23 protein-coding genes and 1 riboswitch are annotated in these 22,095 nt (G+C 34.4%); of the genes, 3 read left to right on the top strand and 20 right to left on the bottom strand.

The genetic code is table 11. The annotated features are described in order from the left end of the window. Positions 1 to 62: 62 nt before the first annotated feature. From AC07SW_RS04960 to AC07SW_RS04910, 11 genes are all read right to left on the bottom strand, one after another. Complete coding sequence (locus tag AC07SW_RS04960) at positions 63 to 608, bottom strand: DUF2179 domain-containing protein (RefSeq protein WP_119907728.1); 546 nt, start codon at positions 606 to 608, stop codon at positions 63 to 65. Positions 609 to 699: 91 nt separating this feature from the next. After that, entirely contained in the window at positions 700 to 1,962 is a 1,263-nt protein-coding gene (locus tag AC07SW_RS04955; protein WP_494632410.1) for a nucleobase:cation symporter-2 family protein, read from the bottom strand. A 53-nt stretch (positions 1,963 to 2,015) separates the two neighbouring features. Further along, entirely contained in the window at positions 2,016 to 2,600 is a 585-nt protein-coding gene (locus tag AC07SW_RS04950) for a xanthine phosphoribosyltransferase (RefSeq protein WP_494632368.1), read from the bottom strand. A 120-nt stretch (positions 2,601 to 2,720) separates the two neighbouring features. Further along, a riboswitch (purine riboswitch) is annotated at positions 2,721 to 2,821 on the bottom strand. Between the two features lie 194 nt (positions 2,822 to 3,015). After that, positions 3,016 to 3,657: a DNA alkylation repair protein gene (locus AC07SW_RS04945; protein ID WP_494632367.1), complete on the bottom strand. Its 642-nt coding sequence runs from the start codon at positions 3,655 to 3,657 to the stop codon at positions 3,016 to 3,018. A 65-nt stretch (positions 3,658 to 3,722) separates the two neighbouring features. Further along, entirely contained in the window at positions 3,723 to 5,750 is a 2,028-nt protein-coding gene (gene pbp4, locus AC07SW_RS04940) for a penicillin-binding protein PBP4(5) (protein ID WP_494632366.1), read from the bottom strand. A 144-nt stretch (positions 5,751 to 5,894) separates the two neighbouring features. After that, positions 5,895 to 6,215, bottom strand: coding sequence for a putative heavy metal-binding protein (locus AC07SW_RS04935; protein ID WP_034570949.1), 321 nt, complete (start codon positions 6,213 to 6,215; stop codon positions 5,895 to 5,897). Positions 6,216 to 6,235: 20 nt separating this feature from the next. Then, positions 6,236 to 6,931: a beta/alpha barrel domain-containing protein gene (locus AC07SW_RS04930; RefSeq protein WP_034570951.1), complete on the bottom strand. Its 696-nt coding sequence runs from the start codon at positions 6,929 to 6,931 to the stop codon at positions 6,236 to 6,238. Between the two features lie 77 nt (positions 6,932 to 7,008). Continuing rightward, positions 7,009 to 7,641: a glycoside hydrolase family 73 protein gene (locus AC07SW_RS04925; RefSeq protein ID WP_311780055.1), complete on the bottom strand. Its 633-nt coding sequence runs from the start codon at positions 7,639 to 7,641 to the stop codon at positions 7,009 to 7,011. A gap of 39 nt (positions 7,642 to 7,680) precedes the next feature. Further along, on the bottom strand, positions 7,681 to 8,436 hold the full coding sequence (locus tag AC07SW_RS04920; RefSeq protein WP_119907723.1) for a M15 family metallopeptidase: 756 nt from the start codon (positions 8,434 to 8,436) through the stop codon (positions 7,681 to 7,683). Between the two features lie 424 nt (positions 8,437 to 8,860). Next, positions 8,861 to 9,394 (bottom strand): hypothetical protein, encoded by a 534-nt coding sequence (locus AC07SW_RS04915; RefSeq protein WP_487528511.1) that lies wholly within the window; start codon positions 9,392 to 9,394, stop codon positions 8,861 to 8,863. A 145-nt stretch (positions 9,395 to 9,539) separates the two neighbouring features. Further along, positions 9,540 to 10,568 carry an AI-2E family transporter gene (locus tag AC07SW_RS04910; protein ID WP_311780053.1) on the bottom strand — a complete coding sequence of 343 codons (1,029 nt, stop codon included), beginning with the start codon at positions 10,566 to 10,568 and terminating at the stop codon, positions 9,540 to 9,542. Positions 10,569 to 10,780: 212 nt separating this feature from the next. Here AC07SW_RS04910 and AC07SW_RS04905 point away from each other — a divergent pair, with 212 nt between their 5' ends. Next, positions 10,781 to 11,749: a Gfo/Idh/MocA family protein gene (locus tag AC07SW_RS04905; RefSeq protein WP_135025066.1), complete on the top strand. Its 969-nt coding sequence runs from the start codon at positions 10,781 to 10,783 to the stop codon at positions 11,747 to 11,749. 57 nt (positions 11,750 to 11,806) lie between these two features. Here the strand turns inward: AC07SW_RS04905 and AC07SW_RS04900 are convergent, their stop codons facing one another. From AC07SW_RS04900 to AC07SW_RS04870, 7 genes are all read right to left on the bottom strand, one after another. Next, positions 11,807 to 12,457, bottom strand: coding sequence for a CBS domain-containing protein (locus AC07SW_RS04900; RefSeq protein WP_494632364.1), 651 nt, complete (start codon positions 12,455 to 12,457; stop codon positions 11,807 to 11,809). A 3-nt stretch (positions 12,458 to 12,460) separates the two neighbouring features. Next, positions 12,461 to 13,165 (bottom strand): ABC transporter ATP-binding protein, encoded by a 705-nt coding sequence (locus AC07SW_RS04895; RefSeq protein ID WP_034570968.1) that lies wholly within the window; start codon positions 13,163 to 13,165, stop codon positions 12,461 to 12,463. Between the two features lies 1 nt (position 13,166). Further along, entirely contained in the window at positions 13,167 to 13,940 is a 774-nt protein-coding gene (locus AC07SW_RS04890; RefSeq protein WP_074401963.1) for an ABC transporter ATP-binding protein, read from the bottom strand. Continuing rightward, a complete protein-coding gene (locus tag AC07SW_RS04885) occupies positions 13,937 to 14,908 on the bottom strand; it encodes a branched-chain amino acid ABC transporter permease (RefSeq protein ID WP_034570974.1) in 972 nt (323 codons plus the stop codon). Before AC07SW_RS04885 ends, AC07SW_RS04890 begins: the two co-directional genes overlap by 4 nt. A gap of 9 nt (positions 14,909 to 14,917) precedes the next feature. Further along, positions 14,918 to 15,796, bottom strand: coding sequence for a branched-chain amino acid ABC transporter permease (locus AC07SW_RS04880; protein WP_494632363.1), 879 nt, complete (start codon positions 15,794 to 15,796; stop codon positions 14,918 to 14,920). Positions 15,797 to 15,896: 100 nt separating this feature from the next. Continuing rightward, positions 15,897 to 17,039 carry an ABC transporter substrate-binding protein gene (locus tag AC07SW_RS04875; RefSeq protein WP_311780050.1) on the bottom strand — a complete coding sequence of 381 codons (1,143 nt, stop codon included), beginning with the start codon at positions 17,037 to 17,039 and terminating at the stop codon, positions 15,897 to 15,899. Positions 17,040 to 17,346: 307 nt separating this feature from the next. Next, positions 17,347 to 17,991, bottom strand: a complete 645-nt coding sequence (locus tag AC07SW_RS04870; protein ID WP_485402434.1) for a type 1 glutamine amidotransferase family protein — start codon at positions 17,989 to 17,991, stop codon at positions 17,347 to 17,349. A gap of 266 nt (positions 17,992 to 18,257) precedes the next feature. Here AC07SW_RS04870 and AC07SW_RS04865 point away from each other — a divergent pair, with 266 nt between their 5' ends. Continuing rightward, positions 18,258 to 19,190, top strand: coding sequence for a helix-turn-helix transcriptional regulator (locus AC07SW_RS04865; protein WP_034570986.1), 933 nt, complete (start codon positions 18,258 to 18,260; stop codon positions 19,188 to 19,190). 141 nt (positions 19,191 to 19,331) lie between these two features. Here AC07SW_RS04865 and AC07SW_RS04860 read toward each other — a convergent pair whose 3' ends face one another. Further along, positions 19,332 to 19,964, bottom strand: a complete 633-nt coding sequence (locus tag AC07SW_RS04860) for a DUF6198 family protein (protein WP_034570989.1) — start codon at positions 19,962 to 19,964, stop codon at positions 19,332 to 19,334. Between the two features lie 97 nt (positions 19,965 to 20,061). On the opposite strand from AC07SW_RS04860, the gene yeiL reads away from it, so the two are divergent. Beyond that, entirely contained in the window at positions 20,062 to 20,724 is a 663-nt protein-coding gene (gene yeiL / locus AC07SW_RS04855; protein ID WP_494632362.1) for a transcriptional regulator YeiL, read from the top strand. Positions 20,725 to 20,996: 272 nt separating this feature from the next. Here yeiL and AC07SW_RS04850 read toward each other — a convergent pair whose 3' ends face one another. Further along, entirely contained in the window at positions 20,997 to 21,977 is a 981-nt protein-coding gene (locus AC07SW_RS04850) for an aromatic acid exporter family protein (RefSeq protein WP_034570995.1), read from the bottom strand. Between the last annotated feature and the right edge of the window lie 118 nt (positions 21,978 to 22,095).

The following is a 22,095-nucleotide window of genomic DNA, read 5'->3' as shown; positions in this document are numbered from 1 at the left end:
CTATTTCACGGCATAAAAAAAAGTCAGACAATTTTTTATGTCTGACTTCGTTTTTATGTGTTTTAGTCTTGCATGGCTTTTCTTCTTTTTCGAACTTTTTTTGTCCAAAAACCTCCGCTGATGTACTTAGGCTCATAGGAAATGACGAATGCTTTTGGTTCTAATTTATGGATTTCTTTATAGAGAAGTCTTTCGGTTTTACGAGGACTTAATATTTCTAAAATCATCCGCTCACCTTCACGTCCATAGGCATAATTCATCGTTACCCCATACCCCAAATCTCTTAATTCTTCTGGAACATTGCTTTCCACATCTGGAATAATTACTGTGACCATAATGTAACCCAAAGCTAGGTATTCCTCAATTTTAATGCCCACTGCAATTCCGACACCATAACCGATTGCATATGCAGCCAAATTCCAAGGGTTATCCAGACGATTTAAGACCATACTTAGTCCTACAACATAGATAGTAATCTCAAAAACACTAACGATTGGCGCTATTAAACGATACCCTTTCATCGTTAGCATAAAACGAATTGTATTTAGTGTGATGTAACAAAAGTTAATCACAAAAATCATGCCGATTATTTTTAAATCAATTCCCATTTTAAAACCTTCTTTCCTTACAACCTCCATGATAAAGAAAAGAAACAAAAAAAACAATGAAAAGAAATCATTCTCTTCACTGTTTTCATTTTTATTTTCCAGTTTCAGCAAATTCACTGCCAACTACTCGACTGGTTTGCTTCAAACTTCTTGGGTTTAAAATTAAATTTAAAACAATTGATGTGATACTTGCGACCACAATACCGTTACCAGTAAATAATTGTACCGTTGCAGGAAATTGCTTAAAGATATCAGGAACAACTGTGACCCCAAGTCCCAATCCAATTGACACAGCAACAATTAACAGATTTGCATCTACCATAAAATCAACTTTAACCAGCATTCGAATTCCTTGAATCGCAACCATTCCAAACATCACTAACATCGCTCCACCTAAAACCGGTTCAGGAATAATGGTTGCCATCGCGCCAATCTTAGGCAACAATCCTAGTAAAATCAAAAATCCGGCTGAAAAATAAATTGGTTTACGATTTTTAATACCAGACAATTGAACTAGCCCTACATTTTGAGAAAATCCGGTATAGGGGAATGTATTAAAAATTCCGCCTAATAAAACGGCCAAGCCTTCTGCGCGATAGCCACGTTTCAAATCATCTTCGCTAATATCTTTTTCAGTAATTTCACCAAGTGCAAAATAAACACCTGTTGATTCTACCATGCTCACCAGCGAAATAAGAATCATCGTCACGATAGAAGACCATTCAAATGTTGGGGTGCCAAAGTAAAATGGTGTTGGCATATGAAACCAAGAGGCATGTAAAACAGGAGATAGACTTACTAGCCCCATCATTGCAGCTACAATCGTTCCTACCAGTAAACCAATTAAAACGGCGATTGATCGCATAAATCCAACTCCATAAACTTGTATACCCAAAATAACAGCTACTGTTAAAAAGGATAGAATTAAAAATTGACTGTCTCCAAAATTTGGAGCTGTTTTTAATCCGCCACCCATTTTTTCAATCGCAACAGGAATCAAGGTTAAACCAATTACAGTAATTACCGTTCCGGTTACAACCGGTGGAAAAAATCGTTTTATTTTTGAAAAAATACCAGAAATTAACAAAATAAAAATTCCTGCAACAATAATTGATCCATACATTGCGCTAATTCCTTGGTTAGAACCAATCAAGATTAGTGGGGATACTGCTTGAATTGCACAACCCAATACAACCGGTAGTCCAATTCCAAAAAATTTATTAACTGTTAATTGTAGAAGCGTCGCGACACCACACATAAAAATATCAATGGAAACTAAATACGTCATTTGCGTTTCATTAAAACCTAACGCTCCACCTATTAAAAGAGGTACAATAACCGCTCCAGCATACATAGCTAAAACATGTTGTAATCCTAAAGCTGCTGCTTTTCCATTAGATAACACGATTACGCTTCCTCCTCTTTCACAAAGGTTACTTTGCCATCCACAAATGCTTCAATTCGAGCAAGTGATGCAATATCAACACCACTTTCTTCAACAATTTGACGACCCTTTTGGAAAGACTTTTCAATGACGATTCCCATACCGCTTACCTTCGCACCTGCTTGTTTACAAATATCAATCAAGCCAATTGCAGCTTGTCCATTTGCTAGAAAATCATCAATCAATAACACATTATCAGAAGTATCTAAAAAGTTTTTTGACACTGCAATTTCGTTTGTAACGTTTTTTGTAAAAGAATAGACACTCGCACTGTATAAATTATCTGTTAATGTTAAACTTTTATGTTTTCTTGCAAAAATAACAGGAACTTCCATTTTAAGTCCTGCAAATACTGCTGGAGCGATACCAGAAGACTCGATAGTAATTATTTTGTTGATTCCTCGGCCTTTAAAAATACGTGCAAATTCATTGCCAATTTCTTGCATCAATACTGGATCAATTTGATGATTTAAAAAATTGTCTACTTTCAATACATCTTCCCCAAGGACAACGCCATCTGTTAAAATACGGTCTTCTAATAATTTCATGTTTGATAAACTCCTTTTTTTGTTAAATCGCCTAAATTTAGTGCTTAAATTAAAAAAAATAAAAACTGTGTCTTTCCTTTGCTTTTTTTACCAAAGCAAAGAAAAAACACAGTCAAACTGTTCATTAATTTCTTTACTTATAGTCCAGTAATTTACGGTTCTGGGTAGATACTCGCCAACCTTATTTTGGCTATTATATAAGTTTTTATTGAAGGATGTTTCTCAAAAGACCAACAATCCAATTTTATTTTAATGATTTAAACCAGTAAATATAGGATTTCTATTTCTATTAAATTAACACACAAACCCTAAAAGAGCAACACTAATTTGATGAAAATCAGCTGAAAACGTTCTCTTTGGAGAATGATTAAAAACAAGACATTAAAAAAATGGCTTGTTTTAATATTCGCCTTTATCAAAGATACTTCGTCCCTTCTCGAACAGCTAGTGAACTTAAATTAGGAGTTTCTAAAATAAACTTTCTTACCCAAGCTGGGTTGCTTTTACTATAATCTCTAAGTGACCAGCCGATTGCTTTTTGAATAAAAAATTCATTCGTATCTATATCTTGAACAATTGCTGCTTGCAGATAATTTGTTTGTGTTTTTTCTTTGTAGCCTAATTGCAAATTGATGGCTACTCGTCGGTTCCAAAAATTTTTACTTGTTGTAAAATGCTGAAATACTAAATCAAATTTTTCAGGATTTACTAAACACCATCTTGAAATAACTGCTCTTAATGAATCTACAGAATCCCACCATGCCTTTTCCGTCACTAAGTAAAATAATGGAGCAAACTCTTCATAGCTGAGTCGCTTAATGTTTTGTTGCAATAAATCGATTGCAATATACTGGTATTCACGACTTTCTAGCGCATAGTAGCGTTTAACTTCTGATAAAACTTCTTGAATTGGCCAAGTTTTACTTTCTTTTAACATCTCTTTAGATTGGCTTTTTCTAAGAGGTGCACTTATCCCTGCAAATGGGAACTGATTTTTCATGTATTTCGCCATCGCTTCTTGCTTGGCTGAATTTTGAGTCAATACAACTTTTATCATGCTTGCTCTCCTTTTGAATAGGGAAAAGCAGCTACCTTAGAAAAGATAACTGCTTTTGTTATTTTTTAATACATACCTTCAAGAACAGGACGCATTCTTGAAATAACATCTCGACTCGTTCCGCCTTCTAACATCGCTACTAATAAATAATTGTTATTGTCAGCGTCAAAGGCTAGTAAGAACGCATTTTCGTCTCCTTTAGTGTCTTGCTTTTCTTTTAATTCAGCGGTTCCGGTTTTAGCGGCAATTTGATGCCCTGGAATAGCTAACGTATGTGCTGTTCCTTGTGGGGAATTTACTGTCTCAATTAACGCATCTTTTACAATTGTTGCTGATTTATCCGTAATCGCTTGTTTTGATTCAGCTGTTTTTTGATCGGATAGTAATTTTGGATACCTAATTTGACCGTTGTCTGCAAAAGGCGTGTAAGATACTGCTTGTTGGATTGGGCTCATTAGCAATTGACCTTGTCCGTAGGCTGTATCTGCCAATAAGATATCGCTATTAAGGCCTTTTTTATTGGCTACTTGTGCTGGATCCATCGCAATTGGCAAGTCTAACGTTTCACCAAAAATAAATTTGTTTAACCCTTTTTCAAAGGTTTCTTTTCCCATTGCTAAACCTTCTTGGGCAAAATAAATATTATCAGAATAAACAAGGGCTTGTGTCATGTTAACAGTTGGCACGTCGCTTACTCGTGTGACAAAATAATCTCCCCAAGAGGAATCTTTTTGCCATTTTAGGCCACTAATATCATGGGTTTTATCTGGTGTTGTGATTCCTGCATCTAACCCAATTCCTGCAGTAATCGTTTTGAACGTCGAACCTGGCGCATAATTACTAGCGTATCTAGCTAAGAATGGTAAATTTTTGTCATTTGCATATTGGTCGTATTCTGCTGACGAAATGCCACTTGTCATTAAATTTGCGTCATAAGATGGACTACTTACTAAAGCCATCAATGAACCGTCCGTTGGATTCATCATTACTGCTGAGCCTTTTTGACCTTGAATTTGATCGTAGGCTTGCTTTTGAATCTTGCTATCGATTGTCAAGGTGATTGTTTCCCCTTCGACTTTATCCACTTCTTGAAGAACTGCTTTTAAATTTTGGTCTTTGTCGTTGATAACGATGCGTCCACCATTTTTACCACGTAATTCTTTATCTTTAGCTGCTTCCAAGCCAGATTTCCCAATAATATCTCCAGCATTTAAGGATTTATTTTTTTCAATGTCTTCTGCTGAAACTTCTCCGACATAACCAATTAAATGGGCAGCTGCTTCATTAAGAGGATAATTTCTCATTTCTCTTAATGTATATTGGACACCTGGAATAACCGGCGTATCTCCTGCTTTCATGACTTTAATTGGAACTAATAGCTCAGGTTTTACCCAGCTTGCACCTAATTTTTTTTCAATCGTTTCAACTGGTACACTAAGCTTTTCACTAATAGTCTTAATTGCTTCGGTTTTCGCATCGCCTTCCCCTAAATCATTTGGGACGATACCCGCTTCTGGTATTTTTTTTAAATTGGCTAGAGGCTCTCCATTTTTATCGAGAATTTCTCCACGAGTAGCGGTTGTTGTGGTCACACTGATTTTATCCGTTGCTTCCATTTTAGAAAAAATCAAATGGGCATCCCAGTCTACTAAATAATCATCTCCAGCTTTGGTTAACTTCGCTTCATGTTTTTCTGGTTTCAATTCACCTAAACTGGTAGTAACATTCATTGTGTAGCTCATTTTATATTCTTTATTTTTTGTAACAGGTTCAACTTTTAACTCTTTGATTTCAATATTATTAGCGCCAATACCATCAAAAATAGTTGTGTATTTATCCATCAAACTTTCTTTTGTATAATCCACTGCTTTTAAAGATTGAGGAGATACTAGTTGGCTGACTTTTTTAAAATTTTGTTTTTTTAAAGCAGTTGTAAATTCTTTAGCAGCATTATTAGCTGCATTTTCATCTTTGTGACTATTGCTCCAAAAATAATAACTTGTTCCTCCAATGATTGCAACTACCAAAACAACTGCACCAATAATCAATCCTAGTTTAGTTGGCTTTTTTTCTTGACTACGAGACTCTCCCAAAACTATCAACTTCCTTTCAATTTAAAGCACTCTCTATTTTATTATATTATATGCCAACAAAATAGGGAATGATAGTAAAAAAATTGTTAAGAAATAAAAAAATCAGAGTAGAATTTGTACTTCTTCCTCTAATTTTTCATATTTTTAATTTAATTTAACTGCTGTACCGCTACAAGTTACCATCAACATTCCATTATCAGCACCTAATACTTCGTAATCCATCTTCACTCCAATAACAGCATCGGCTCCCATTGTTTTAGCTCGTTCTTCCATTTCTTTCAACGCTTCAGTACGAGCATTTAGCAACTCGTTCTCATATCCTTGTGAGCGTCCACCAAAAATATTGCGAAGGCCTGCTCCCATATCTTTTAGCATATTGATACCTGAAATCACCTCACCAAATACGATGCCTTCATAGCTTTTGATTGTTTTATTTTCTACTGAATTAGTTGTTGTAATAATCATCTTCTCTTCCTCCTTTTGATTTATTCTTGAAACTGGGCTTCCTCTTTATCACGATAGTTTTCCATTTTTTTACTAAATAAAACACCATTTGATGGTGGCGTATAGGTGATAGCATTTGCACCGGCTTCAATTGTTTCAATAATAGATTCTTCGGTAGGTCCACCAGTGGCGATTATGGCAATATCGGGGAAATCTTTGCGTATTTTTTTCACCATTTTTGCTGTATGCGCACCACCACTGACATTTAAAATACTGATTCCAGCATTCATTTTTTCTTGAATATCTGTAAATTCTGAAACGATGGTTCCAATAATTGGAATATCGATATTATCACTGATCTCTTTAATCGTACTTGTAGGTGTTGGCGCGTTCACTACGACGCCTAATGAGCCTTGTGCTTCAGCAAATAAACTGATATTCGCTGATCGTTTCCCATGAGTAAGTCCACCACCTACTCCTGAAAAAACAGGAATATTGGCTGCTAAGGTAATGCTTTGAATAATCGCTGGGTGAGGTGTAAAAGGATAAACAGCTATCACTGCATCTGCATCATTGTTGCAAATAATCGCTATATCTGTTGTAAAAATAATAGATCGAATCAATTTTCCAAAAATACGAATCCCACTTGCCTGACTAATAGACTTCGGAACAGTAATAATATCTTTTCGTAAATCCGTTGTAATTGTCGGAATCGTTTGTTCTTGTTTACCTTTCATTGTATCACTCCTTCGTAGCTCTATTTTACTTGTTTTACAAAAAAGAAGCTATTGAAAAACCATAAAAAAATAAATTTTTATGGTCCTTTTTGGTCATACTGATCAAGTTTGTATTGTTGAATCAATTCAATTAATTTAGCTGGGTAGTCTGGGTCTGTTGCATAACCCGATGCTTGTAAAGCATGTGCAGCCTCTTGATAATTTTTAGCAGCTCTAACAGTCGCATATTGATCTGCATTCCAAGTTGTTCCATTAACAAAGAGTTTTGCGTGATCTTCCATTGACTCTTTCCAGTCTTCATACTTTCTAAAGCGTGCGTTGATTTCAATCCATTGACCATTTTCAAATTCTTTCGTGGTCATCAAAACTGTATTGCTTGCATCGGTTCCTTTGATACCATAAAAATTATTATTCAAAGTTGACAATTCACTTGTGCCCCAATCTGACTCTAATATTGCCTGGGAAATACTGATACTTGGCAATACTTGATATTGTTGGTAGAGAACTTGTGCATGACTAGCGATTTTTTGAATAAACTGTTCTTCTTGGCTAATTTCAACTGTTGCTTCTTCTTTTGGTGAAACTTTAGAAAGAAGAGAAAGGGTGCCGAAAAAAATAAGCGTCACAATAAATAAACTGGCTACAATATAACTAGGGAAAATCGTGCGTTTCTTTCCAAAAAATACAAATTTACTTTTCTTTTTTACCAACAAGCTTCTCTCCTTTCTATTTAATCTCATTAGAATGTGTTATTTTCCCGCTTCTTGAAGTTTGGTAATATACTCTTCTAACGATAAATCATGATCTATAATGTAGGCAGCATTTTCTTTTCCCACATATCTAAAATGCCATGACTCATAACTAATTTTAGTAAGATCTTCTTTGTGTTTAGGAAATCTTAAAATAAAGCCATAATCTTTCATTGTTTGAACAAGCCATTTTTGAGAGGCAGTTTGATCATATTCAGGAATTAATCCTTTACCTGTTGCCAACCATTCATCGTCAACAATATCAATCGCTAAAGCTGTTTGATGTTCACTTGATCCAGGAAAAGCGACATATTTTTTTGTTTCAGCAACCGCATCATCATAACTCATCCCTTGGCTTTGGTTGTCTGAAATGGATTGGTTGTATACTTGTTTTTGTAAATCATATGAACGATAGCTAGAAACTAATACCATATTAAAGCCAGCTTCTTTGGCTGCGTTCATCCAAGCATTGTAATCTGTTTCCATTCGTTCATCAATTTGTAGGCCATTTGGCAAAACCTTCAATGGTGTTTCAATGGCTTCCATTGGGTGGTCATTGTTGACTAAAATTAAATTCCAATCATTTGAAGATACGTTAGGTAAAGGATCTTCTTGTTTCTTTGTTTTTGTTGCTGTGTCTTTGGCTATTTCTTTTGAATGGGAAGTGTCCTTATTAGATTCTGCAGTTGTTCCAGAAAATTGACATCCACTTAGAATTGTTAAACTTAATAACACGATTGATACTTTTTTGTACATAACTTAAAACTCCAATTCTTTTATTCAAATTTTATGTGCCAGTCATTTATGTAAGTTGTTCATAAATAATCAGAGCAATAAACAGTCTGAGATATTTTTCGAATAATTATTTTAATAGAAGCGATTCTTAAAGTAGACTCATTTACTAAATGCAACTGTTTTTAAAATTAATAGATAACTTAAAATTTGTCAAAAAAACAAGACTATTTTTAAGATAAATCTATTGTTATCGTTATTTAAAAACTACTATCAAAAATAAAAATGGACAAAAATAAGCTTCTTGCTAATAAAATAATTTTTACCATTAAACATCTAGAGCTATCATACCATTAAAAAGTTAATTTTTTAATAAGCAATTTACTTCCTTTCATTATTTAAATAAAAAAAGGAATTTGCTTTTATTCACAAATTCCTTTTATAATCGTTATTCAATTATTTTAAACTCTTCTTCAATATTTTCATTAAACCATTCTAGTAGATCTTGTTTTTCTGTTTCAATCTGCTGCTGGATCACACCTGGCAAACGCAACTCAATTCGATCTTTATAGCTCCAAAAGTCATAATTCATTTCAATGCTTAGTGTTGTTACGGCTGGTTTTAATTGAGACGATTGATTTGTCTTTTGATCTGACTGTTTGAATTTAAGCGTTGCTACTCCAGTATCTACCCATTTTTTTGCAACATGAAATTTGATTGATTGAAATTCAGTGACTGAATTGGCTTCAACTTCTGGTAAAATTGTCGCATTTCGGCATACTTTTTGAACAAGCATCCATTCGTATTCCGTAAACAATCGAGCGATTTTCTGCATATTTTCACTTTTCAGTCCTTGCTCGCCTTTTTTCCAGCGATCCCAACTTTGAGGGGTGATTCCTAATTGATCTTTATAAAATGCCTTTTCACTTACATATTTTTCCTTAATAGCCATTAAAACAATTCTAACAAGTGCTTGATTCATCATTGGTTCCTCCTTAGAATAAAAAGTTAAATGATTGCTACAACTACCTTTATTTTACACTTAATAAGTGAATTTACAACTATTATGATATCTGAATATCAAAAAAAGTTCCTTATTAATATATTAATAAGGAACTTTTAAACAGTTAACTTTCTTTTTTAGTCAGTTTACGGCGAATCGTTTTCACATCCAGTAAGTCTAATAAGAAAATAAAAATTGGAATTCCAACTATCAACCCCCAGACTCCAAAGAAACGCTCAGAAAACATTAAAATAATAAAGGTATAAAAAATAGGAAGCTCTGTTTTTGAAGACATTAATTTAGGATTTAAAACATAGGATTCAAGCATGTGCACGATACAAATCATTCCTAAAACATAAAGCACATCTTGGAAACCACCTACTGTATAGGCAATTAAGCTTAGAGGGATACAAGAGATAAAAGCTCCTGCTACTGGGATTAAGCTTAAAATAAAGACCATAATCGCCAGTGTTAATAATTGAGGAAAGCCTAAAATGTACAACCCTATCATCGTAATCACTGTATTCACAATCGCAATTAAGAATTGCGCTTCAATCACAACTCCAAAAGTATCAATAAATTTCCCACCTAAATAAGCGACATCCTTAGCAAACCAACCAATTTTACTTTTGAAAAATAACTTACTAAAACTCGCAACACGCTCTTCTTCTACTGAAAAGAAAAAGCTTAAAATGAATGATAAAACGAACGTTAAACTCATTGAACCAATGCTTGTAATATAACTAAAGATCAAAGCAATTCCCGATTTCACTTGATCTTTTATTTCTGCACTATCTAAATTTCGACCGATCCAATCTAAAATCACACTATTATTATGTGGTTTTTCATAGAAATGGTAAACCGATTCAATCATTTGTCCCGTTTGAAAAATCAGTTTTGGTACGTAGTGTGTCACTGCAAAATAAAATAAAGAAACAATCAATAAATACGTAACCACCACAATAATTTTAGGGGATATTTTAACTCGTTTTTGAATTGATTTTACTAACCGCATTACTAAATAGGTAAAAATAAAAGTTAATAAAATTAAGCTTAAAACTTCTTTAATTAAGTATAAAACCAAACAAATTACTAAAAAAACGACAAAACGTCTTAGTGACGTATTTTGTCTAAACTTCTCCCATGTTGTCATTCACCTTCAACCCCTTCATTTCTATTCTAACCTATGAAACACTATAAGAAAATCGTTTTTGAAAAAATCAAGACGATTTTAGTGATTTCTTTAATTGATTATTGAAAAAGGAATAATTCAGCCCATTTTTTATACTATGAATTGACTACTTCTTTTGTTACAATGATGCTGAAAGATGATTGATTTATCTTCATTCTTAGGAGGTTTTTATATTGAAAACAGTCAACTGGGCAATACTAGGTTTAGGGGATATCGCAAGTAGCTTTGCCACTAGCTTTAAGGCACCAAACGCTACGCTTTATGCAGCGGGGTCACGTTCTCTTGAAAAAGCAAAAGCATTTACAGAAAAGCATCAAATTGAAAACGCTTATGGCAATTACGACGAACTATTAAATGATCAAGCCATCGACATCGTTTACATTGCAACGCCTCACAGCCATCACTACGACTTGATTATGAAGAGTCTTCAGGCAGGCAAACACGTTCTTTGTGAAAAAGCCATTACAATGAATGGCACACAATTAAAAGCCGCTATGGATTTGGCATCTGAAAAGCACTTGATTTTATCAGAAGCTATGACGATTTACCATATGCCTCTTTATCATAAATTAAAAGAACTTGTAGATGGTGGAACCATTGGAAAATTAAAAATGCTCCAAGTGTCATTTGGAAGCTTAAAGGAAACTGATCCTACTAATCGTTTTTACAATAAAGCCCTCGCTGGTGGCGCCTTACTTGATATTGGCACTTATGCGTTATCTTTTACTCGTTTCTTTTTAAATAGTCAGCCACATGAGATCTTAACCACTATGAATCTATTTGAAACAGGGGTAGATGAGCAATCAGGGATTATTTTAAAAAATAAAGACAATGAAATGGCTGTTGTCTCACTTACCTTCCGTGCTAAAATGCCAAAACGAGGAATCATCGCTTGCGAAGATGGTTATATCACTGTAGATGATTACCCTCGTGCAACGTCAGCGACATTAACTCGACCTGATGGAAAAACAGAACTTATTGAAGCTGGAAATAGTGGAGAGGCGTTAAATTACGAGGCTACTGCCCTGACAGATTGGATATTAGCAAATAAAAAAGATCCTTTCTTACCACTTTCATACGATGTCTTAACTATAATGGATACTGTTCGTGAACGATGGGGATTACATTACGACTTTGAATAAAACTAAAAAATCATAGTATGTATTGGTATGAGACCAATACATACTATGATTTTTATTTTATTTGCCATTTTTCAAAAGACACGAACTTACATGGTAGTGCTGCTGGGTTAACATCTCTTTAATTTTCGCATCATCGGTACTTGCCACTTGAATCACGACTTGCGTTAACCCTGTCTTACGATATACGGCAATTTGATCGATACTCATCTTTTCTGTGGCAAATAAGTGAGTAATGTTTTCTAAAATACCAGTATGATCTTCTGGAATATCTACTACAACGCGACAGCTTTGATTGTAATAGCCTAGTAAATCAATAAATGCATCAAAAATATCCTTTTCTGTGATGATTCCCACTACTTGATTTTGGTTTTCAACGACTGGTAAGACACTAATCTGATTCTCTCGCATTCTTACCGCAGCCTCTTCTAGTAAAGCATTTGGGGAAATCGTTTTAACATCGGTTAGCATAATTTCCTTAACCGTCGTTTTAGTCAACAGATAGTTTAATTCATGAATGCTTAAGCTCGTTGCAGTGGATGGTGAATTTTGTTGAATTACACCTTCTGTTACTAACCCAATTAACTGCCCCTTTTCAACTACTGGCAAGCGATGGATTTTATGGGCTTTCATCACATCCAATGCTTCTAAAATTTTTGTATCTTGCGAAATGGTAATCACTTCTTTTGACATATACGTATGGACATCCATTGGTTACCCTCCTAGATAAGCTTTTTGAACTTCATCGCTGGCTAATAATTCTTTTCCTGTTCCTGTTAATACAACTTTCCCAGTTTCAAGAACGTATCCTCGATCAGCTATTGAAAGAGCGGCTTTCGCATTTTGTTCAATCAAAAGCACTGTCGTTCCTTGTTGATTAATAGCTTCGATAATATTAAAAATCTCTTTAATGAAGATAGGCGCTAGCCCCATTGACGGTTCGTCGAGAAGCAACAACTTTGGTCGAGACATCATTGCTCGCCCCATTGCTACCATTTGTTGCTCACCACCTGATAATGTGGCGGTATCTTGTTTCTTTCGTTCGGCTAAAACAGGAAAACGATCATAGATGTGTTCGAGGTCTTTTTTGATTTCAGCTTTATCTTTTCTTAAATAAGCACCTAACTCAAGATTTTCTAAAACGGTCATACCGCTGAAAACATGGCGTCCTTCCGGAACAAGAGAAATGCCTGCTTCCACAATTTTTTTAGTCGTCGCTTTTTGAATGGCTTGATTTTTAAAGAGAATCTCTCCTTGACTGCTTCGATGTAAGCCTGTAATTGCTTTTAAAATCGTTGATTTCCCAGCCCCGTTGGCACCAATCAACGACACGATTTCGCCTTCATGAACATCAAAATTAATCTTGTTAATTGCTTGAATTACTCCATAATGAACTGATAAATCGGATACTTTTAACATGCTAGTCACCACCTAAATAGGCCTTAATAACAGCCTCATTATTTTTAATCTCATTTGGCGTTCCATGTGCAATCATGCGACCGTATTCTAAAACATAGATTCGTTCACAAACCTTCATTACTAAAGACATATCGTGTTCAATCAACAAAATAGTCATTTGAAATTGTTGTTGAATTTGGCGAATCAAGGCTGTTAACTCAGCTGTTTCTTGCGGATTCATCCCAGCTGCCGGTTCATCTAAAAATAAAATTTTAGGCTTTGTTGCTAAAGCACGAACGATTTCTAATCTTCGTTGCTCCCCATAAGGTAAATTTTTAGCCAATTCCTTTTCTTTTGTTTCTAATTTGAACAATTTAAGCAACGCTATGGCTTCTTGTTTCATTTTTTCTTCCGATTGATAAAACGCTGGGGTTCTTAAAATACTTCGTAAAGTACCTACCTTATCTTTGCCATGCATCGCAATTAAAACATTGTCCAACACAGTTAGTTCTTTAAATAAACGAATGTTTTGAAACGTTCTTGCTAAACCTAAATCAGTAATTTTATAGGGCTTCTTGCCATTAAGTCTCTGCGTTTTATTGTCTACAGTTAAATCAATGGTTCCTTCGGATGGAGCATAAACGCCTGTTAACAAGTTAAATAAGGTCGTTTTCCCCGCACCATTTGGCCCAATTAAGCCCACCAATTCATTATTTCCTAATTCTAAATTCACCATTGAAACAGCCGCTAAACCGCCAAAGTTCTTCGTTAATTTTTTTACTTCTAATAAACTCATTCTTCTCCCTCCTTTTTAGGAGAATTTTTATGCAATCGATCAAGCAATCCTTTAATCGTAAATTCTTTTGTGCCTAACAAACCAGAAGGTTTAAATACCATAATCGCAATCAATGCTACCGCATAGATAATCATTCTAATTGCACCAAAATCTTGCAAAACAATATTGATAATCCCTAATAGAATAGCTGCAATAAAGGTTCCGGTAATACTCCCTAAACCACCAAAAACCACAATAATTAAAATATCAACAGATTTCATAAAACCAAAATCAGATGGATTAATCACACTGAAGTAAGTCGCGTGTAACGAACCTGCGATACTTGCCGTCGCTGCGCCAATGATAAAGGCAATGGTTTTGTATTTTGTTGTATAAATTCCCATTGATTCTGCTGCAATCTCATCTTCTCGAACAGCAATTGTCGCTCTTCCCGGACTACTACGAATGTAATTTACAATGATAATGGTTGTTAAAACTACAAAGATAAATAAAATTTGCCATGTTGTAAAGTACGGAATGCCACTTAAACCAGCAGCTCCATTTGTCAAATCTCCCATATTTAAAATAGCGATTCGAATGATTTCTGACACACCTAATGTTGCAATGGCCAAATAATCTCCTTTTAAACGTAACGTTGGAATTCCAACTACCAACGCCACCAAACTAGCTACGGCTATCCCAAGTAAAATACCCGCTGCAAACCCTAGCATTGTAGGAATTTTTAAAGTCATAATTCCACAACAATACGCACCAATCGACATAAAACCTGCGTGACCCAATGAAAATTGTCCCGAAAATCCGATAATCAAATTCAACCCTAGCGCTAAAATGATGTTAAGACCAATTGTAATCAGGGTGATTTCATAAAAAGCATCAATTAATCCAAGATAAATTCCTAACCAAATGAGTAAATAAGCGCCCGCAATAAAAATGAGCCAGCCAAGATTGTATTTATTAAATTGTTTCATTTTTATCACCTACACTTTTTCTTTTGTATTTTTTCCAAAAAGTCCAGAAGGCTTCACAACTAAGATTAAAATTAAGATGCCATAAACTACTGCATCCTTAATCATTGAATTGCCATATCCGCTAATTAATGTTTCAATAATTCCGATAGTAAATCCTCCAAACATCGCTCCTGGAATAATGCCAATTCCACCTAAAACAGCTGCGATAAAAGCTTTCAATCCGGGTGCTGTTCCCATCATTGGCGCAATCGAATTATAATAAATCCCTACCAAAACACCCGCGGCACCCGCTAATGCGGAACCAATCGCAAAGGTAAATGAAATAGTATTGTCTACATTAATTCCCATCAATTTAGCCGCATCTGCATCCACGCTTACTGCACGCATGGCTTTCCCCATTTTGGTTTTTTTCACAATAAACTGCAACGCCAACATCAAAACAACGGTAACAACAAAAATAGTAATCTGTTGTTCATTGATGGTAATGCCCCAAAATTCATAACTTTTATTTTTGATTGTCTCAGGGAACGCCCGAACTTCAGGTCCCATAATCAGCAGCACTGTGTACTGCAATAAGAAGGACACACCAATTGCGGTAATCAAAGCCGCTACTCTGGTTGCCTTTCGTAAAGGTTTATAGGCTACACGTTCAATTATAACTCCTAAGATTGCACAAAAAATCATTGAAAAAAGTAAAGCTGGAATAAGTCCAAGATTAAAATTACGAATAACAGTATATCCCACGTAAGAGCCAACCATGTAGATTTCACCATGAGCAAAGTTGATTAATTTGATAATGCCATAAACCATTGTATAGCCTAGCGCGATCAATGCATAAATACTGCCTAAGGACAGTCCGTTTATTAGTTGTTGAATTAAGTTATCCATTTGACACCTCACTATTCATTAGTTTGCAAAGAAATCTTTGCCATTTTTAAATCAAAAAGGCGCTAGGCAAGCGTTACACCTAGTCACCTTTTTACTTGGATTAAGGATTTACTACTGTGTTGCTAACTTCTTTCCCATTTTCAAGCTTGATTACAAGGGTTGATTTTACTGGATTGTGTTCTTTATCCATTGTAATTTTCCCTGTAATGCCTTCAAAATCTTTTATTTTACCAAGAGCATCATTTACTTTTTCTGGTGTTGCTTCTTTTCCATTTTCAATTGCTTTTGCAATCATGTATACAGAATCGTATGAAAGTGCTGAAAACGCATCAGGTGTTTTTTTGTTTTCCTTTTTAAAAGCCGCTACGAAATCTTGGACTTTTTTATCTGTACTTTGATCCGAATAATGTGCCGTATAATAGATATTGTTTAAATTTTCAGGCAATGCTAAATCAACTAATTTTTCATTTCCAAAACCATCTGCTCCAAGAATAGGTTGTTGAATGCCTAATTCACGAGCTTGTTTGATAATTAATCCTGCTTCTTCATAGTATGAAGGCATATATAGGACATCAAAATCTTTGTCCTTGATTTTTGTTAAAATAGCTTTAAAATCTTTATCTCCTGTTGTAAAACTTTCTTTTGCAACAATCTCTCCTTTGAAGCTTTTTTCAAAACTTTTAGTCAATCCTTTTGCATAATCACTTGAGCTATCCCCAATAATGACGGCTTTTTTGGCGCCCAAATCTTTGTTAGCATAATTCGCTAAGGTTACACCTTGGAAAGAATCTTGGAAGCAAACACGGTAAATGTATTCTTGAAGACGTCCTTTTTCAACTGTGACAGAGTCATCTGTCCCTGAAGGGGTAACTAATGGAACTTTTGCTTTTGTGACACTTGGAGTTGCTGCTTTTACATTTCCTGATGTTGCCGGGCCAACAATTGCCACTACTTTTTCTTTCGTGGCTAATTTGGTCGCTACACTTGCTGATTCAGTTGGTTCTGATTTATTATCTAATTTGACTAATTCTAATTTTTTTCCTAAAACGCCACCGGATTTGTTAATCTCATCAACAGCTAGTTTTGCTCCTTGATATTCTGCTGTTCCATAAGCTGAAACTTCCCCTGATAATTCAAAGTTTGCTCCAATTTTGATGGTGTCTGAATCTTTTGCAGCGCCCCCAGCACCACATCCTGTAGCAAACAATGCCAATACTGCTAAACTTGCAACGAATCTTTTCATATCTTTTCCTCCCAATGTGCTTCTATTCAGGTTTAATTATTTAAATATTCTGACAATTAATCTCCTTGTTAGACAGTATAGAATATTCTGACAATTTAAGCAATAGTTTTCTGTATAAAAAAAGAAAAGATTCTTTTTAACCTTAGGGTACTAATCTTTTAATAATTTGTTTTGTATAGAATTTTCGTATTTATTTATTTTTGAAAAATTTCGATAAAATAAACTTCTTAAAAAGTAACAAAATGATTGGCTTTTTAAGAAGTATTTTAAAAGGACGCTCTCTACTACTAAACGACTACATCTTTGTTTACCTTAATTTTTCATGGTTAGCTGGTAATGTCTCCATGAGAGCAAAGAAGTCTTTAGGATTGCCCGTACTAAAATAGTCATACCAAAATTCTAATGTACTGGACTGAAAAACCCCTATATGTTCAATAATTTGTTTTGTCCATAACAAAGCGCCAGTGGAACTTGCCGTTATTAGATTGTTATCCACTACAGAAGGGGTTTCTATATAAAAGCCTTGTCCTTTATAGCCATGAGAAACCATTTCAAGAAATTCCAATCCATTACTTGTATGAGGACGATTATTCAATAGACCCGCATTTGCAAGGGCAGCAGTAGCACCGCAAATAGCACACACAGTTGCACCTACTTTTAGAAGTTCCTTTGTTTTTTCGATAATGGCGCCATGTTTTGGATCACTCCATGTTTCTGCGCCTGGTAATAATAGCACAGTCGTTTCACTCACTTCAATATCCTCAATTAGATAATTTGGCTCTATTGCAAGTCCCCCCATTGTATGAATGGTTTCCTTAGAATAACTAACCATCCTAAGCGATAGTCGTTGCTCGCCCTCTTTAAAAAAGCGACCTGAATTTAACTCTGAAGTAACATACCCCAATTCCCAATCTGCTAATGTATCCAAAACATAAATATAAACTGTAGCCATAAAAATCCCCTCCAAATTTAATTTGTTGCTAATGCCTGTTCTTAAGATAAAACTAGGCTTAAATAAACAAGATATTTAAGCAACAATCGTTTCTATCTTTATTGAAAAAATCTTTCCTTTTTGCTATTGGAAGATAATCGACTAATAATCATTTTTTATGAACTTCCCCTCCTTCCTTTACTTCCTTAGTATATCAAGCTATTGTTGACATCAGGATGTCAACAATATACACTAATTAAAAAATCAGTTAGGAGATGCTTCTTTAGATGAAAGTTGAAAGACTTATTAGTATTATTATGGTTCTCCTCGATAAGGAACGCATTAGTGCACAAACATTAGCGGATAGGTTTGAAGTTTCTCTTCGCACTATTTATCGTGACATAGATGCTATAAACATGGCTGGTATTCCTGTTCGATCGATATCCGGTGTGGGAGGCGGTATTGAGATTATGCCAAATTATAAGATTGATCGAAAAACATTTTCAACTAATGATCTTTCTGCTATTTTAATGGGGCTTTCCAATATTTCTAATATGATGCAAAGTAAGGAACTGTCAAATGCACTTGCAAAAGTAAAAAGTTTTATTCCTGCTAACAGCGCAAAAGATATTGAACTAAAAGCAAACCAAATTTATATAGACTTAAGTCCATGGATGGGTGGCAGAGATGCACAAAATTATTTAGAAATGATCAAAAAAGCTTTACATGAAAAAAATAATCTATCCTTTGACTATGCAGATCGCTATGGAAATAAAACTACTCGTTCAGTGGAGCCTTATCAATTGGTAATGAAAAATAGCCATTGGTATGTGCATGGGTATTGCCTGAAACGAAATGATTTCCGCTTATTCAGATTGTTTCGGATGTCTAATTTACAACTAGAAGATACTTTTTTTACACCACGCGATTTTGAAAAACCTCAGTTAGATTTTACTAATGAGGTGGCAACAATGGTAGAAACTATCCAGATTCGGATTCATCAATCCGTTATGGACAAAGTGCTTGATTTTTGTGCTTATGAACAATTTGCACCAGACGGGGATGAGCATTATATTGTTGATTTTCCTTTCATCGAAAACGACTATTACTACACTATTCTTTTCAGCTTTGGAAATAAATGCGAATGTTTAGAGCCACAACATATTCGCACAGAAATGAAGCGTAGAGTGAATGAATTAGCTACTATGTATGAAAATTAATCGTTCTTAAAATAGAGCTAGCTATAGAATTTATAAAAAAATTTTAATTCTTTTTAAGAAAAATTGGCTAGGCTAAATCCAGTACAATACCGACTTCAGTCCGCCAATTAATTTTTCTATTTGTTCTAACTTTTGGGGTCACTACACTTCTGATTCAATCTCTTTTTTGTTGTTTAAGCTTAAGTTTTTTGACCAAGAAATGATGCCAGATAATAGCAACAAACTTATTAAGGTTCCTTCTCTAATTAAAATTGGAAAATGAAATAAAAATGATAGTGTGAGTGAAGTGAGTACAAAAAAAATATCAAGCCCATAACGATACCAAGCAAATGAATGCACAGTTTTAGTAGCCATTAATTCGCAAAATTTTTCGATTGGAAATTTAAGAACACCAATCGCTAATACTTGTCCCGTTCCAAAACCAGCAATAACTGTACCTAGAATAAAGAGACCAACATTTAAGAAGTAAGTATTAAGGGTAAAGCTAGCAAGAATATCATAGAGGAAAAAATTAATGACGATGCCAAAGCAAATAAGTGCGCTAAACATGAGCAGATAGTCTTTTAAAATATTTTTCTTAGAAAGCAGAAGGCACAATAAAAGGAACCCTAAATTGGTCGCGGTTGTAATCGTACCAACTTTAATAGAAAAGACTTCAGCTAATGCGACATTCATGGAGTTGAAGCTGCTTACCCCAATACTGGCTTTAATGGTTAGACTGATACCAAAAGCACTTAAGATATAAAAAGCAAACGTTTTAATGATGTTATTCATGAGAAACACTCCTTTAATCCTTTTGGCTTACCTATTCAGTATAAACGATAAGTATGCTATGATAATAGGAGATATCTCCTATTATTGAGGTGGAAAAATGAAGGAAACTAGTTTACAAGTTTATTCAGGACTAAACATGACTGATTTTGAAAGCTTACAGCGCTATTTTTCAAATCAGATGCTAGACATGGCTAAAATCAGAGAATATAAAAATAATGAATATATTACGCAAGCAACGAAACCGTTAGACCAGCTTTTCTTTTTACTGCAAGGCAGAGCAAAAATTTATATTACTCACGAAAATGGGAAAAGAAACTTGCTTCAATTTTTAACAATTGGAGATTTTATTGGAGATTTAACAGTAGTTGGAGCAGAGAAGGTACCTAAGGATGTATTAGCGATAGGTAATACAGTTTGTTTGGCTATACCATTGAAGGAAATTCAAAAATCAGAGGGGCTTTTTTTCAAGAAAATAGCCAAATACATCGGAGAAAAACTCCTTATTCGTGTAGAGCATTTTTCTAGAAATCAATCCTATGAATTAAAATATCGGCTGGCAGAAATTATTTTACAAGCTGAAATGAATGGCATTTACCATGAAAAACACGTTGAAATTGCAGAATACCTTGGCGTTAGTTATAGGCACTATACACATGTCTTAAAAAAACTGACGGAAGAAGGTTATTTGATCAAAGAAGACAAGGGCTATCTAATCAATAAGGTACAATTAAAAAAGCTTATAAACGAAATGAATCATTAATGATCACTATTTACTACATTAGAAACATACCGTGACATAATTACCTCTTCTAGTCACGTCTTCGCGATATGTAATCCAAATATAAGGTTGGAGCAGAAGTGACTCCTTCTTAAATAACTTGAAATTCATAAAAAATTGAAGATCAATCTTTGTGAATTTCCTCTTATTTTATCGGAGTCAAATACTTCTGTCCCAACCTCTTTACTGACTTGCAAAGACGATTTAATTTTTTGTAACCTCTTAGAAATTAACTTTATAAGTCCCTTCCCTCTTTATTCTTCTTGTGTAAGCTGTCTTTCCGTTCGAAATTCTTCATAAAATACTTTTTTTATTTCAATAAAATAGTTAAAGTCATTCAGCATTTGAAACAACATCGCACGATTTTCAAATTCAGGTCGCGTCGTTGGCAACGGGCTATTTCTAAAATAATCAAATAGCGCTTTGATTTCTTCTAATAACTCGATGACAGGATTGTCTTCATGAAGACTTTCTGCTGTAGCCACAAAAATTTCTGCTAGTTTCTTATTTTGCTCCGTTGGCAACTGACACAAGGTAATGTCTACTTTGATTTGTTTTAAGACATACAATTGCATTTTTCGCATATCGAAATATTTAATGTAGTAATAGGATTGATCAAACAGTCGATTATTAAATTGTTCCATGGCTAATTTTTCTGCTTTTAATACTGTAACATTCAATTCTTGCAAAGAAGCGTCTAATTGATGAGGTTCCGTAACGTGTTTTAAGGCTTTTGAAAAGTCCAAGAGTACCAATTTCATGTCTTTTTCAATCATCAATTGCAATTCTTTTAATTTTTTTTCACTAGAAGGCATGTATAGGTTCAATACAATTGCTGTTCCTACTCCAACAAACATTAATAAAAAACAATTTAAAACCCAGTGAAAAGAAGCACTTTCTTCTATCAAGAGATGTGTAACGAGAACTGAGCTAACGACAATACCGTCTGTTAATTGAAGTTTTGAAGCTATTGGAATAAAAATTAATAAATAAAGGCCAAATGATACTGGATTAAATCCAATTATTAAAAAGAAGAAAATAGCGATGGCAATGGCTAATGCGGTTGATAAGAAGCGTTGTCCTGCTAAAGTAATGGATTTTTTCTTTGTGTTTTGAACACTTAATATCGTTATCACTCCGGCTGAAACGGCATAGTCTAACTTTAAGTAATCTGCAATAAAAATCGCAATAGCAGCTCCTAAGGCTGTTTTAATTGTACGCAATCCAATTTTCATGGCTTCACTCCTGCATTTTTCTTTTATCATACCATGATTTCCATTTATTCTTATAGTCTTTTTTGTGAACTTGCAATTATCTGATTTTACTATATTATTAGTACTATAAAATTTAACG

This window comes from Carnobacterium sp. GW821-FHT04C06, from assembly GCF_059420345.1.
The sequence above is the reverse complement of the archived record's forward strand: the minus strand, read 5'-3'. Positions and strand labels throughout refer to the sequence as shown.

Excerpts from the sequence above, each read along its gene's own strand:
- AC07SW_RS04960 (WP_119907728.1), bottom strand. The coding sequence starts at position 608 with ATGGGAATTGATTTAAAAATAATCGGCATGATTTTTGTGATTAACTTT.
- AC07SW_RS04955 (WP_494632410.1), bottom strand. The coding sequence starts at position 1,962 with ATGTATGCTGGAGCGGTTATTGTACCTCTTTTAATAGGTGGAGCGTTA.
- AC07SW_RS04950 (WP_494632368.1), bottom strand. The coding sequence starts at position 2,600 with ATGAAATTATTAGAAGACCGTATTTTAACAGATGGCGTTGTCCTTGGG.
- AC07SW_RS04945 (WP_494632367.1), bottom strand. The coding sequence starts at position 3,657 with ATGATAAAAGTTGTATTGACTCAAAATTCAGCCAAGCAAGAAGCGATG.
- AC07SW_RS04935 (WP_034570949.1), bottom strand. The coding sequence starts at position 6,215 with ATGATTATTACAACAACTAATTCAGTAGAAAATAAAACAATCAAAAGC.
- AC07SW_RS04930 (WP_034570951.1), bottom strand. The coding sequence starts at position 6,931 with ATGAAAGGTAAACAAGAACAAACGATTCCGACAATTACAACGGATTTA.
- AC07SW_RS04920 (WP_119907723.1), bottom strand. The coding sequence starts at position 8,436 with ATGTACAAAAAAGTATCAATCGTGTTATTAAGTTTAACAATTCTAAGT.
- AC07SW_RS04915 (WP_487528511.1), bottom strand. The coding sequence starts at position 9,394 with ATGAATCAAGCACTTGTTAGAATTGTTTTAATGGCTATTAAGGAAAAA.
- AC07SW_RS04910 (WP_311780053.1), bottom strand. The coding sequence starts at position 10,568 with ATGACAACATGGGAGAAGTTTAGACAAAATACGTCACTAAGACGTTTT.
- AC07SW_RS04900 (WP_494632364.1), bottom strand. The coding sequence starts at position 12,457 with ATGGATGTCCATACGTATATGTCAAAAGAAGTGATTACCATTTCGCAA.
- AC07SW_RS04895 (WP_034570968.1), bottom strand. The coding sequence starts at position 13,165 with ATGTTAAAAGTATCCGATTTATCAGTTCATTATGGAGTAATTCAAGCA.
- AC07SW_RS04890 (WP_074401963.1), bottom strand. The coding sequence starts at position 13,940 with ATGAGTTTATTAGAAGTAAAAAAATTAACGAAGAACTTTGGCGGTTTA.
- AC07SW_RS04885 (WP_034570974.1), bottom strand. The coding sequence starts at position 14,908 with ATGAAACAATTTAATAAATACAATCTTGGCTGGCTCATTTTTATTGCG.
- AC07SW_RS04880 (WP_494632363.1), bottom strand. The coding sequence starts at position 15,796 with ATGGATAACTTAATTCAACAACTAATAAACGGACTGTCCTTAGGCAGT.
- AC07SW_RS04875 (WP_311780050.1), bottom strand. The coding sequence starts at position 17,039 with ATGAAAAGATTCGTTGCAAGTTTAGCAGTATTGGCATTGTTTGCTACA.
- AC07SW_RS04870 (WP_485402434.1), bottom strand. The coding sequence starts at position 17,991 with ATGGCTACAGTTTATATTTATGTTTTGGATACATTAGCAGATTGGGAA.
- AC07SW_RS04865 (WP_034570986.1), top strand. The coding sequence starts at position 18,258 with ATGAAAGTTGAAAGACTTATTAGTATTATTATGGTTCTCCTCGATAAG.
- AC07SW_RS04860 (WP_034570989.1), bottom strand. The coding sequence starts at position 19,964 with ATGAATAACATCATTAAAACGTTTGCTTTTTATATCTTAAGTGCTTTT.
- yeiL (WP_494632362.1), top strand. The coding sequence starts at position 20,062 with ATGAAGGAAACTAGTTTACAAGTTTATTCAGGACTAAACATGACTGAT.
- AC07SW_RS04850 (WP_034570995.1), bottom strand. The coding sequence starts at position 21,977 with ATGAAAATTGGATTGCGTACAATTAAAACAGCCTTAGGAGCTGCTATT.